Genomic DNA, 13,378 nt, shown 5'->3' with positions numbered 1-13,378 from the left:
TCCTGATATGCATACCAGAATGACGATCTTTGCGGAAAAGCTCGGGACGATAGCTGACACGGTCCATGTAGGAGCGAACGGTCCAATCGGTACCGTCGCAGAGGCGCTGCGCGACAGCGCAGGCCGTGTGGCAGTCGCGATTGGCTCTGGCGGCTCGGCTATCATGGCCGAGTACTTTGCCCGCTGCCGCTCAACACTAGGCCACGGCGTGACCATCGTACAGACCCCGATGGACTTCGTCGTCTCGCAGGACGACGTGTCCGGTTTTGACGTTTGGATCTTTAGCGCTGGCGCGGACAATCCAGACGTGGCAGCTGCGCTTACAGCGGCCCTTGGCTCTAACGCCGCCAAAGTGACACTTCTTACCGTGAATCCGCGGGGCGCCACCGCGATAAGCGCCGCGCAAAGTGAGCGTGCGAGGATAATTGTCGCGCCGGTCGCTGAGCGCAAGGACGGCTTCTTAGCGACCCATTCCTTGGTCGCGATGGCGACGTGCATGCTAGCCGCGGCCGATGTCGTCGCAAGGCGTTCAGGGAAAACAACGATCATCGAACGGCTCGCAGCGGAGATCGAACGGATCGCAGGTTCAGCCGACATATCATCGCTCGACTACAAGCCGGGGGATACTGTCGTCGTTCTGCATGATCCGCAGTGCCGAACGCTCGCTACTTTGATCGAGACGTCGCTCTGGGAAACCGCGATCGCGCCTGTTCAACGCGCTGATTTCCGGAACTTCGCTCATGGACGCCATGTCTGGGCAGCACGGCATCCAGACAGCATGTTGCTCATCGCTGTCACCACCGCCGCGTCGAGAGATATCTGGGCAAGCATACGCGTTGCGCTTCCACCCTCAATCCGCTCGATCGAAACCGATTTGGGCCACGCCGGACGGTTCAGAAGCGCGGTCTCGATCGCGGAGGGCCTCAAGATCGTCCGCATGCTCGGCGAGGCGGCCGGTATCGACCCCGGCAAGCCAGGGCACGGCGACTTCGCTGACGCGATCTACGACGATACCGGCCTGTCGGATCTCGCCCAGCAGCTCGTGCCAGCCGTTAGGCACAAGCTCGATGCGGTGCAGTTGCACGACGATCCTACTTGCCCCCTCACGGCCGCGGCCGCGGCCCGCGAACAGTGGATTGATGTTCTTTCCGGCGCGCTCATCGGCGGTGTCGTCCTCGACTATGATGGCACCGTCGTCACCACTGAAGCGCGGCTAGACCCCCCAGTGCCCGAACTGATCGCTGAACTTACCCGTCTGGCGGATGCTGGAATCGCAATCGGATTCGCCACGGGCCGCGGAGGTTCAGCTGGCGTCGCGCTCAGAAAGGCCCTTCCCGAGAGGCTCCATCCCGCAGTTACCATTGGTTACTACAATGGCAGCCACATACGGATGCTGGATGTGGATATTGAGAAGGATCAACCGCCGGCAGATCCGGAGCTCGTGGCGCTCGCCGACTGGATAGAGGAGCAAGGCTTTCTGATTCCCGGCATTTCGCTTAAGCGTGGCCGGGCTCAGATCACGATCAAGTATAGCGAGGTACCTGCGCCGGCAACCTTCGTCACGACAATCCGCGCATTTCCGGCTATCGCAGACGGACGTATCAAGGTGCTGAGCTCGCATCACAGCTTTGACTTCGTGCCCGCAGGCACTAGCAAGACAACAGTCACAGCGAGGATGCGCGAGGCACTGGGCAACAGAGGCCAGGTTCTCGCCATTGGCGACAGTGGCGAACTGGGCGGAAACGACGCGGAGTTGCTTGGCCAGCCTCCAAGTGTGAGCGTAAACGGTGTGTGCGGGCACCTTGAAGGCAGCTGGTCGCTATTCGGGCGATCCTCGTCAGGCCCCGCCGCCCTGCTGCGGATTCTGCAAGCGTTGCGCTTCGAAAGTGGGCATGCTCGCCTTGACCTCAATTGCCTTGACGTGAGCCCGGCATGAACACGCACGCGCAGACAACATACGTTCCCCGGCACCAGGTGGTCGGAACGGGACTAGTTGCCCTAGACCGTATCCACGTGGGTCAACAGGAGCCGCTCTTCGAGGAGCTCGGCGGGTCGTGCGGAAACGTCCTAATCTCGCTCGCCATGCTAGGCCGGGCCGTCACGCCCCTTCTGCGTCTGGGCAACGACCCGGTCGGCAGCAGGCTCGAAAGTGACCTTCGAACGGCAGGCGCGGACACCCGCCTGGTTAGCCGTCACCAGAGTGTAAGGTCGCCAGTCATTGTGGAGTTGCTTGACCTCACCTCCAGCGACCACACATTCTCGTTCACTTGCCCACAGTCGTCGGAGCTGTTCGGCAGTTTCCAGCCGATCACGATCCATGATCTCGAGTCCGCTCGCCCCGCAGTTGCGTCGTGTACTATCTTCTACGCTGACAGGATATCGGAGACGATCTGCGACGCCATGGAGACGGCGGCGGCGGGTGGAGCGATCGTACACTTCGAGCCATCAGTCATCAGTGAGCCGGACCAGTTCGATCGCGCCGTTTCGATCGCGCACATCTTTAAATATTCGGTGGACCGCCTGCCCCCAAAGATTGCGGGGCGACTAAGGCCCGAGGCATTTACCATCGTAACGGCGGGCCACCATGGGCTCGAGGTTAGGCATGCCGGAGAGGTGCACAGATGCGAGGCTTGTGATGCCCACATCGTGCGCGATACATGCGGCTCTGGCGATATGGTTACACTGGGCCTGCTCGACACGATTATTCAAAACGGCGTCTGTCACCCCGCGTCACTATCGATCAGCACCGTCTTGGCGGGCATCCGATCGGGCCAGCGGCTGGCCGCCGCGAATTGCGCCTATATTGGTGCACGTGGGATTTTCCGTGAATGCGGACCCCGCCGAGCTCGCGAGATCCTCGCCGACGGCTAACATCAGGCTGCGCGTTCGGTGAGCCCCCCATCTTCGTCGCGGAGACTCGTGCGCAGCTCCATCAGTAGCTGACCGAGCATATTCCGCCCCTCACCGTTGACCTCGCCCCATAGGCGGTTGACCTCGTTGTCGACCGTGGCGCTCTCAACCAGCCGCGCGTCGCGTGTCGAGAGCAGCAAGTCCTTGAGGTCCTCGTGCTGCGTAAACTTGGCGCGGAGCACACCGCGCATACGGTCGAACTTCGTTCGCGACCAACCCGGCGCGATGTCCCAGTAGTAGAGGCCGTGAGCCGCCATCGCAACTAGCCCAGGAGATGGCGCCGACAGCACCCAGTCCCTAACTTCCGGCTTTCTAGCTTTGCCCGCCTGATAAGCGTGCTCGCTCGTCGGGAAAGTCTCATCCTCGAAGTCGATTGGTCGACGGTAGAGGTTGCTAAAGGCGCCGTAGGGCTTCTCGCTCGCCCGATAAAAGCGGATCTCGTCCTCAGTCATCACCTCACTCCTATTGCATATTTGCATTAGCTATGCATGCTAATATGCATGAAACCAAGTCGGGAAGAAAGAGAAAAGTTGGCCGGGCTGATCCGCAAGAGGCGACAGAAATCCGGCTTTTCCAACAGCGAGCTCGCCTCCCTTGCTGGTGTCGACCCCGGCCAGACTTCGCGTATCCTCGATGGTCAATTCCGGACGATCAGCGGTAACGTCTTGCGAATTTGCAATGCCCTCGGCTTTGATCCGCATACTGCGGCGCCGGCAGAACCGTCAGGCAAACAGGCTAGGAGGAGCGCAGCTTGGGCCAAACTGGAGGCGTCGGTGCGTCGCGCGTGGGACGAGACGTCACTGGATGCGGACCGATTGGTCGCAGTGATCGACGCGGTGGCCAAAATAAAACCGCGCAAGCGGGGGAAGGAATTCAGTGTGGATACTTCATCTGTGAGGAATCCACTCGGATAGCCGAAATACTGGTGCAACCGCCGACTCACCGTGTATTGGTGGTGTGGGAGGAGCCAGTCGCTTACACGGCAGCCGGCCTAAATTGGGAGCGAGGCGTGAAGAAGGAATTGGCTGAGGCACTCTTAGCCAAGATCATGGATTGGACAGATGAAGAGAAGGCTCGGGAACGCGCACGGCTGGAGACGTTTGCCAGCTATAAATACGACGAATATCAGCAATTCTCGCCCGGCCGGCGCTTCATCGAGAGTTTGGCGCTATGGCTCGCCCAGTTTGACGCCGGCGCCGAACGCCGCACGGCTTACGACTTCGTGTGTAGCCGCCTGATCTTCTTCAGCGCGGGGGAGATAAACCATCTCGTCGAGCTTACCTTCCCGACCATCATCAGGCCTAAACTGCTCGACACGGCTAGCGCTCGTAGTGGCGTCCCGGTAGACCGGGTCAAGGCGATCACCGAGACCACGGAATACCGCACGCTCCACCGCCGCACGTTATACCTCGGCATGAGCGACGGCGCACGTACCGACTGGTTCCGACGCGCCAACCCCTTGATCTCTAACGAGCAGGTCTTCCTCGGTTACGACCCGTCGCAGGTCAAAGCAGCAAACATGCTGGGAAAGCTCAAGAGAGACCTGACAAAGATGACTGGCGCCGAGCCCAAAGACGATGCCGCGCTATTCGAGAACGTTATCCTTATCGACGACTTCACCGCGAGCGGAACGAGCGCCATTCGCATCGACGAGAAGGAAGGTTGGGATGGAAAGATCCCGACCATAATAAAGGCGTTGGCCGAGCCCGACGGACTTGGCGCATGCGTGGTGAAGGACGTCAAAGTCACCATCGTCGCGTACATCGCGAGCGATCAAGCGATTGACCATATTCAAGGGCTGCTTCCCAAGCTGCCCTTCAAGGGTGAGATCTGCTTCGAGGTCGTGTGTCGGCTAGGAGCCGCAGCCCCGTTGGACGAAAAACGCGACGCTCCATTCTTCGCGCTCATGGCCGACGATCGATATTTCGATCCCGAAGCCGACGACGAGCATGGCAAGGTTGGCAAGACTACCAAACGCTACGGTTACGCGAACGGCAGGTTGCCAGTCGTGCTAAACCACAACACGCCCAACAACTCGGTCTACATTCTCTGGGCGGAGGACGTGCACACCGTGCGCGGCCTGTTCCCACGCGTAAGCCGGCATCGGAAGCTACAGCAGCCGTGAGGAACCCCTTTCGTATCAGCGCGTCGCAGCGCGCAACAACGGACGAGGAGTTTGTACGGCTCTTCGGCGCTGGCGCGATCGATCTGCTCCAGAACGTCGGTGATCCCTGGGGGAGCGTGGTATTTATGCGGAGTGCGCCCGGCGGCGGCAAGACCACCTTCCTGCGCCTGCTCACACCGCGTCCACTAGGCCTCGTTAACTCGCTAGCGAGCGGAAGCTCGACTGTAAAGGCGACGCAAGAGGCGCTCCGCGAAGTGGGTGCCATCGGAATCCACGGGCCGGAATTGCTCGGCACAATGGTGGAGTTTACCAGCGAGTTTCGCGAATTGGCGGCGTTTGACCGCGGTAACGCGCTCTTCCGCGAGCTGGTCAACTCGCGCATCGTGATCGCAACTATGCGCGCCGTCCTAGAATGGCTCGGCCGTCCGTTTCCTCGCGATCTTGAGCAGATTAGCTTCGATTGGGAGCCGGAGTCCGGCAGTACGATTCCAGCGACAGCCACTGGCAGTGAACTATTCGACTGGGCGTCGCAGATCGAAACCGACTTTTACGGACGGATGGACGTGCTCGGCGAGCCGCAACCGGTAAAAGGCGGCCACGCGCGGCTCGATGGCCTGAAGTGGTTCGCCAACTCTCGCATCTCCAGCCCTCTCGGACCAGTTGAGGCGCGGCGCGTGCTGCTCTTCGACGAGCTCCAGACGCTGTCCGCCAATCAGCGACGCTCGCTCCTCGACTTCGTGACCGGCGCCCGCGCGAAGTGCGGTGTCTGGATCGCCGAGCGCCTGGAGACGCTCACCCACAAGGACCTGCTATCTGAGGGTGCGCTGGAAAATCGCGACTATAACGGCGTGATACAGCTTGAGCGGCAATGGAGTGATCGGCGCGGAGCGGTGTACGCCCGATTTGTAGAGAACATCGCCAAGCTGCGGGCAGCCAAGGCCGACAACTTTGGCGACCGGGACATGTTCGCGCTGATCGCTGACGGAGACGACCTTGCTGTCTGGGCGCCGAAGTTCGAACAGGCGTGCGTCGATGTTGAGACACGTATTCTGGCGAAGATGGGCCAGACGCCGCGATACGATGTGTGGCTCGACACGGCGCGCAAGAAGCACGGCAGCGTCGTCGAGCGCGCCATCCAGTGGCGAATGACCGAGGTCCTCGTCGCGCGCGACAGAAGAAATGAGCAGCCGACGTTTGACTTCATCTCGCTCTCCACGGAGGAGTTCGACAAGCGGCAGAGCAGCGGGCTGGCGCGCGCCGCCGAGCACTTCGTCCGAACGGAAATAGGGGCGCCGATTTATTTCGGGCGAGACGCAATCGCCGACGTGTCCTCGTTTAACGTTGAGCAGTATCTGGCCGTTAGTGGCGAGCTGTTCGAGGAGATATCCGCCAAGATTCAGTTCCTTCGGGACGTGCCGATGCCGCTGTCTGCCGAACGGCAGCACAACATCATCACAGGCATCGCCAAAGCCCGCTGGAACGATCTCACCCGCCGTTTACCACTCGGTCGGGACGCGAAGACGCTCCTCGAAGGGATCTGCTCCTTCTGCCAAGCGCAGACGTTCCGTGAGACCGCGCCGTATATGCCCGGCGTAACAGGAATTGGCATCACAATGCAGGACCGCGAGACCTTGATTGACACACCCGACGATCAGATCAAGCACCTTCGCGGCCTGCGCGACGTCGTCACGTCCTTGGTCGCACACAACCTGTTGGTGCCGCGGCTAGACCATAGCAACAAAAACAAGAAATTCGTCGTGTTTTACCTCAATCGCCTGCTCTGCGTGCAGTTCGGACTCCCGCTAGGGTATGGAGGATGGAGGGAAAAGAAAATCAAAGACCTGATCACGTGGCAAGTGCATGGCGGCAAGGAAGAGGAGCCGACCTTTGTCTGATGGCGAAGCGGTGATGCGCTGGGATCCGTACTCGCTTACGGGCGATGCAAAGTTCAACGTCTTTTGGAAACGCCACCTCGCGGAGCGTGAGCGGCGGATACTCCTCGTGGTCGGAAAGGGCTTCGACGTCCGCGCACTGGAGACCGCTCGTAGGCTCCATGAGCTCAGCGCCAACGTCCATGTCTGGCTCCTCGCGTTCCACAACGGCCAGCAGGACAGCGCGATTCGTCGTGCCAGGACGGAGAAGAACGTCGAGGGCCTCGGAAAGCTGTTTCCACCCGAGCGAATAAAGGAGGTGGATATCAACCTTGGGGGCGCATTCGAGGAGCCTGTCGCGTCGCGGCAAACCTATGAGAAGATTCGCGGGGCCGGCGATCCAAATGCGTATGACGACGTCATTGTGGACATCAGTGCGATGCCTCGGATGGTCGCGATGACGAGCGTCGCCGTGCTGCTGCGTGGCCTCGACCTCGCAGCGGCGACCGGCAGGAGCGTCAATCTGCACGTCACTACGGCGGAGAGCGTCACGGCCGACCTCGCAGCGGGCCAAGGCTCACTACGGGACCAAGTGTCGTTCGTGCGCGGCTTCTCAGGAGAACTTACATCGCAGACAACTAAGAACCTACCGCACGTCTGGTTTCCTGTTCTTGGGGAGAGTCAGCGCGACCGTCTCGATAGGATCCACCAGAAGCTCACCCCGGATGAGATTTGCCCGGTCGTGCCGTTCCCGTCGCGAGAGCCGCGACGTGGGGACGAGATCATCTATGAGCACCGCGAATTGCTCTTCGACACCTTCCAGGTCGAGCCACGTAACATTCTCCTCGCATGCGAATACAACCCTTTCGAAGCCTACAAGCAGGTGTTCGAGGCGATGGACCGGTATCGACGCGCGCTGAATACGCTTGGCGGCTGCAAGGCCTTCGTATCCCCGCTGTCTTCAAAGCTCCTCTCAATTGCGGTGCTGCTGGCCTGCTACGACCATCTATTCGGCGAGGTTCCCGGAAAGCGGCTGAAGGTGGGAATACCCTATGTCGAGACAGCGACATACGCCGATCCGGTCCAAAAGCCGGACGATCCGTTCGAGTTATACTCGATGTGGATTCGTGGCGAGTGGGAGATTGTCGCTCAGACTGCCGCGGACGCCGGCATGTCGGACGAGCGGAACGTCTAGCTAAGCGACGTAGCCCCGAACAGCCTAACACTTGCGCCGTTACCCCAAGCGGATCGACTTGCCATTTCCCGTCAACGAAAGCTCAAGGTTACAGGCGGGTTTCCAGCAACCGCTATCAGGAAATACTAACTGCCGCTGTAATGTCTTGCACCGTAAAGGGAAGGCGACGGGGGATCAGACAGTCAAAAAGGTACAACAAGACGAGATGGAAGGAGCCGGCGCTGTATGGGAGAGGAAACCACAAATAAAGAGGAGAGCGAAGCCGCTGATCGGACCCTCGAGGCATTCTATCGCGAAAACGGCTTAGGCTTTGGAGGAGGAGACATACTCTGCATCGGCGGAGGCTCTGTAACCCAGCGTGTCGGGCATCTGATTCTCCTCCTCCTTTCATTTCATGATGAGAAAAAAAACTCGCCATTGAGCCAAATTATCCTGATTGCCCCGCCGGGATCAGGTCCCAAGCTGAAAGGCCTCAAGGCGCAGTTGGAGGACGGAATAGAGAAGGATGAGCTGCGGCCGCCCGCCGCTGAAGATGCCGACCAACGATTTCGATTTGTCGAATTGTCCGATTTGCGATCTGAATCGGTGATCGCCGAGATACGAGATGTTCCAGAAAGAAGCGCGATCATTGTGTATGACGCGGCTGCATTTCGGAACGCCAAGATCGAATTGGAGCCTGACAAGCCGAGCCTGCCCGAAGATTTTTGGGTGCCTCAGGTTCATTCCCTGTGCTCCGAATTGCTTGCGGTGACGCGCGGCAAGAATTCCTACGTCGTGCTGGACACGGGTGAGTTCGTACCCAGAAAATCTGTCCACATCGAAACGCTGAAATCGCTAGACGACGTCGGCCTGGTTGCTGGCGAGATGGCGGATAGCATGGAATCGATCCTCGGCGATCGCCTCGACCTGTGGGATCAGCTCATCGCGGAAGGACGCATCGGTGTTGTCATTCGCGACATCGAAGCGCTCGATTTGAGGTCGGAAGAAAAGGCCTTCCTGCGCGTTCAAGTGTTTCATCGTGGCGGCTTGCATGGACAAGCACTCGAAGAGATAGAAAAGTACCCTATTAATGCCACAGGTCCGTTTGTTCTGGCGAAGTTGGCCCGCATCGCATCCGACGCCGGCGCGACCTTCTTGGCTGCTCAATTTCTCAGGCCCGCGATCGAGGGTCTAAACAACGTGGAAGGGCTTGCTCTAGCCCTTGATACTGCCTCCAAAATCTCGGAGCCGGATCTTGAAGCGCGAGCGGCCGCGCGGCTCGAAAAACTGTTCCCGGAGCATTCGGTCCTTGTCGAGCGAGCCTGGCGACTGTTAGGCCTTGCAGGAGACTATGACGGTCTTGCCGCTTTGGCAGAGAGCCAAGGGAACGCGCGGATGCGCGATCTTTTTAGGGCACTTTCCGCGTCACTGCCCAAACAAGGCGTTCCGGACTACGCTGCGATTGAAGCGGGTTTGTCGAAACGCTTCGAGGATCAATTCCAGCAGATCACCGCCATCCTGACCCGCGATGCGCGGCTACGGCGCTTGCCAATGCATGCGTTAGAGATCGCGACCCGCCGAACGATCGAATCGCCCATTACCGCGCGCCTAGTCCTGAGTATTGTCGAGGAACTCGCCCTCGATCGCGACGAAAAGGGTCAGTTACGGGTTGCAGCTGAACAACTCAAATCGGCGATCGCCCGCGTCGTCGAATATCTCGCGCGCAATACGACCGATGCTCATACCCGCACGCGGTTGGTTCATGTGTTGTCGCTCGATGTGACCGGCACTTTGGGTGTGGCCTTGATCGCAACGATAGCGCTCGACTTCATGAGGCGGCCGCTCGATCTCATTGACGTCGACACTGAGGAGGGCCCCTCCATTGAGGAGTTGTCGGCGAAGCTTGATGCCCTGAAGCAGGCATTCCTGTGGCTTTCCCAGCAATCGCCGATCTCTCTCGATCGCATCGTTCTGCCAAAGGAAATGCTACCTGAGTCGGCCGACAAGCTCGCGCCGGCGGTCATGCGGATGATCCAGCATGTAAGCGGTCGCATTCAGGATGATGCCGACATCAATCAGATAATGATGTGGGTCGGCCTTGGCATCGGGATTAATTCTTACGCAGCGGTACAAAATCACGACCTTCCGATGATCCGCGTCGCGGCCGGTGCTTTTGCAACGGTCGGTCGTGTGCAACTCGCCCGAGACATGGCCGAGCAAGCGCTAAGACTGGGAGAGGACACTCCGGCCAGAATGCGGATGAGCTGGTTTGCGGTGGCGGACATCTATCAACGGCTGGGAAACAAGCTTGAAAGTTTGATCGCCTTCGCGTGCGCCGCTGCCGGCAATACAACTTTGACCGGCAAGGAAGCCTGGCATGAGACCAACGGCTTGGTACGTCTGTTGAGGGACTTGGGGATGGTGGCCATCGCCCGTCAGGTTCACGCCAAGGGAGGAGAAATTCTTGAGCGTATGGGGTTGACCGATGCCAATGCGCATCGACATCGCTTCATGTCGTTGTCCCTAGATGTGGCGGAAGCGATAAGGCAGTCCGATGACCTTAAAGCAAAGCTTCCGAGCCTTTTGGATCGGTCGACACGGGCCGCCCAAGAAGCGCTTGATCGTTTCGACGCTGTCGATCCCGCAACCATCCTGCTTGGACAATTGATTCTCTGGTCGCGCTTGGCGAATGTGGATGTTCCCAAACTCAGCCTCGATGCCTTTGACCAGCTCTTGCCGAAGGCGAGTGGGCCGGTCGCGGCAATGGCCCGTACGTTTTCATCCAGCCAACCGGACGCACAAGAAATTCTTAAACTGCATCGAAATATCGAGAGCGCCCGCTATGCGGACGATAGCGGGTTCGATGCACGTTTTGCCGCCATGGCTGCGCGTCGTTTGTTAGCGACTGAAGCGGCAAAGGGAGATGGAATCGTATCGACATTCGCTGTCGAAATGCTCGCTGACAGAGCTATTCCCGTACCGGGTTGGCAAGTCACGTCGAAACCACTTCCCCCGCTGCAGAAGATCGAGGATGCGGCGGATATCGCAAGAACCCTATCGCGAGAGGGTATATCGGTCGTCCTCCTCGGAGTTGATGCCGAACATCGCCTGACACGCGTAGATTGGGTCGAAGGACGTGAGAGCGTTACGAGCGAACCTGACGACGTCTTCTCCGTAGCTAAATTTCGTAAATGGACGGATGAGTTTCCCTTTCGCTACGGGATCGACGAGAAGACGCCAAACCTGTTCTACATCACCACAGAGCAGCTCCGCCTCAGCGCCTTGCCAAATGGCCCGGTTGTTGTCATTGCCGATGCGGACCTGCAACAACTGCCCAGCAACATTATTCGGATCAATGACGACTTTGCCGGTCAGGAAAGGCCGTTGGCTTCAGCGCCTTCGCTTTCCTGGCTGAAGGCCGCGCGGGCTAATCCACCCAAGACAAACGGTCGGCTGGTCGCTTGGATTTCGCAAGAGGAAAGGCTTGGTCAGACCTTCGTCGCGATCGCGGGGCGGTTAAGCGAGACACTCGACAAACACGGAATCGAACTCGACACCGGACCTGAAATTCCTGGAAATCTCGCGGGATCCGAGCTTGTTATAGTGACCGCGCACGGCGGCCTTGGTCTTGATGGACGATTCTTCCAACGAGTCAGCGATGAAGGAAGCCTTGTCACAACCGGCAGGGAACTCGCGGCGTCTGTCCGCAATGTCGGTGTGGTCGTTCTGTTCATTTGCAGCGGCGGACGGGCGGACAAAGTTCCCGACGCCGTTACGACGACTGGATTGGCGAAGGCTATCCTCGATCAGGGCTGCTCTGCAGTCGTAGCTTCGCCTTGGCCATTGGATTCCGTCGTAACCTACCAATGGCTGCCGACATTCCTCGACAGCTGGATGGCCGGTAAGCCGCTCGCCGAAGCCAATTTTCTGGCTAATCAGCATGTTGCGAAGGCGCTAGGTGCTGAGCCTGCCAAAGCCTTGGCCATGAACGTTTATGGCGACCCTTTGAGAGTCCACCGTAGCAGGTGATCGAATTAGTCGGTCCGAGCGTGGATTGGCAAAACGAGGAGGCCGCTCGCCATTGAAGCCGGTAGCAGTCGGACCGATTTTAGGAAGTGGCATAGCTTATCTCTACAGCCGCTATGAGGCGCAAAGCGGACGACAACGAGAACCGGCTTCTGCGGCGAAGCAGCCCCTCATTCGAATCGAGAGGCGTACTGCGTGAGTTTTGACAGGTGTGGTTTAGTTCGGGCCACAGATGTGGTGCCATGGTGCGCCGTGTTTGAATGGTCCCGAGTTGTTACCTGTGTTATGAAGGCGGATGGCCTTTTACCGGATCCGCAAGATCAAAGGTAATCAGTACCTGTATCGTGAAGAGCGCTGGAGGGAGGGCAAAAAGGTTCGTTCTAAAAGCACCCTTGTTCGGGCAATACGCGATGTGACAGACTTCATAGGCACGAACCTTAGGTCTGAAGGGAAGTGGTTGGAACTGGAGGCTGAGAAAGTGGGAGTAGAAAAGATCCATCTCGACCACCTGCAAAATGATCATGAGGCGCTAATGGCGAAACTGAACCAAGCTTATGGGTTGAAGATGGGCCCTGTTGATCCAGTGCCGGAAGTTGAAAAAGGGTCGCACCTAGGCGACCCTTTGAACCGCTGACGGCCGTGTCTGGAAAGCAAGTTCAAAAAAAGAGCCGGACTCCGGAGGGAGGCCCACAGGTCCAAAGAATGGAAATTATGCGCGTCATAGCCGGCAACGGTTCTGTGTTGGAATCCATTGTTAATCTACCACGGATCGATCAAAAAATCTTTGCTTGGCTGGCCAGGCAGAATTTGACGCCTTTCTCTGCGGAGCGATTCTCTGTTTGCTTAGCAGTAAGCAAACATCATGGATCACGAAAAACGGCTCGACGAATTTATCGCTCTTTGGAAGAAGGTGTATGATGAGGGCCTGCCGCGAGAGGTAGCGCAGCAACGCCTCACGCAGCTGTTGAACCTGTGTCGTGTGCTTCGTGCCCCGCAGCCAGATGCTCCCTTAGGGTCTGCAGGTCCTGAATGATCTTCTCCCGCCTAGGCTCGGCGTTTAGCGCCTCGTTCATCTTTCGCAGAATCCTTAGCGCGCTCCGATGTGATGTAGAAGTTCGGTCAGTGTGGCCAAGCGCCCCGCCTTGATGCATTTGTGCACAAATGCTGCAGATCGGCAGAAAACCTTGTGGCCACAACGCAGTCTTCCAATTTCACATCCGTCGGGTTCGAACGCGTCCACGCGCGGTGCCTGCCAAATTGGACAGTTTTGCC

The 13,378-nt window shown here is 58.6% G+C and carries 9 protein-coding genes; 8 read left to right on the top strand and 1 reads right to left on the bottom strand.

Translation table 11 applies throughout. The features are described 5' to 3' along the window. The first annotated feature begins 19 nt into the window (after nucleotides 1–19). Together NLY42_RS02865 and NLY42_RS02860 are read left to right on the top strand one after the other, a co-directional pair. Nucleotides 20–1,936, top strand: coding sequence for an HAD family hydrolase (locus tag NLY42_RS02865; RefSeq protein WP_023755129.1), 1,917 nt, complete (start codon nucleotides 20–22; stop codon nucleotides 1,934–1,936). Next, nucleotides 1,933–2,871 (top strand): PfkB family carbohydrate kinase, encoded by a 939-nt coding sequence (locus NLY42_RS02860; protein WP_023755128.1) that lies wholly within the window; start codon nucleotides 1,933–1,935, stop codon nucleotides 2,869–2,871. The genes NLY42_RS02865 and NLY42_RS02860 overlap by 4 nt, the downstream gene beginning before the upstream one ends. Before the next feature lie 2 nt (nucleotides 2,872–2,873). On the opposite strand, the gene ybiA is transcribed toward NLY42_RS02860, so the two are convergent. Continuing rightward, a complete protein-coding gene (gene ybiA, locus NLY42_RS02855) occupies nucleotides 2,874–3,362 on the bottom strand; it encodes a riboflavin biosynthesis intermediates N-glycosidase (protein ID WP_023755127.1) in 489 nt (162 codons plus the stop codon). A 78-nt stretch (nucleotides 3,363–3,440) separates the two neighbouring features. Between ybiA and NLY42_RS02850 the strand changes: the two genes are divergently transcribed. From NLY42_RS02850 to NLY42_RS02825, 6 genes are all read left to right on the top strand, one after another. Then, complete coding sequence (locus NLY42_RS02850; protein ID WP_032903275.1) at nucleotides 3,441–3,824, top strand: helix-turn-helix domain-containing protein; 384 nt, start codon at nucleotides 3,441–3,443, stop codon at nucleotides 3,822–3,824. Nucleotides 3,825–3,919: 95 nt separating this feature from the next. Further along, the gene (locus NLY42_RS02845) at nucleotides 3,920–5,035 is read left to right on the top strand and encodes a phosphoribosyltransferase-like protein (RefSeq protein WP_156933827.1); all 1,116 of its coding nucleotides are present in this window, start codon (nucleotides 3,920–3,922) and stop codon (nucleotides 5,033–5,035) included. Then, nucleotides 5,032–6,930, top strand: coding sequence for an ORC-CDC6 family AAA ATPase (locus NLY42_RS02840; protein WP_023755124.1), 1,899 nt, complete (start codon nucleotides 5,032–5,034; stop codon nucleotides 6,928–6,930). Before NLY42_RS02845 ends, NLY42_RS02840 begins: the two co-directional genes overlap by 4 nt. Continuing rightward, the gene (locus tag NLY42_RS02835) at nucleotides 6,923–8,101 is read left to right on the top strand and encodes a hypothetical protein (RefSeq protein WP_156933828.1); all 1,179 of its coding nucleotides are present in this window, start codon (nucleotides 6,923–6,925) and stop codon (nucleotides 8,099–8,101) included. The genes NLY42_RS02840 and NLY42_RS02835 overlap by 8 nt, the downstream gene beginning before the upstream one ends. Before the next feature lie 225 nt (nucleotides 8,102–8,326). Further along, nucleotides 8,327–12,109 (top strand): CHAT domain-containing protein, encoded by a 3,783-nt coding sequence (locus NLY42_RS02830; protein WP_023755122.1) that lies wholly within the window; start codon nucleotides 8,327–8,329, stop codon nucleotides 12,107–12,109. A gap of 292 nt (nucleotides 12,110–12,401) precedes the next feature. Beyond that, complete coding sequence (locus tag NLY42_RS02825; protein WP_023755121.1) at nucleotides 12,402–12,740, top strand: hypothetical protein; 339 nt, start codon at nucleotides 12,402–12,404, stop codon at nucleotides 12,738–12,740. The last annotated feature ends 638 nt before the right edge of the window (nucleotides 12,741–13,378 follow it).

Source organism: Mesorhizobium sp. C372A (genome assembly GCF_030323245.1).
GTDB lineage: Bacteria > Pseudomonadota > Alphaproteobacteria > Rhizobiales > Rhizobiaceae > Mesorhizobium.
This window is presented reverse-complemented; position numbering and strand designations above follow the sequence as displayed.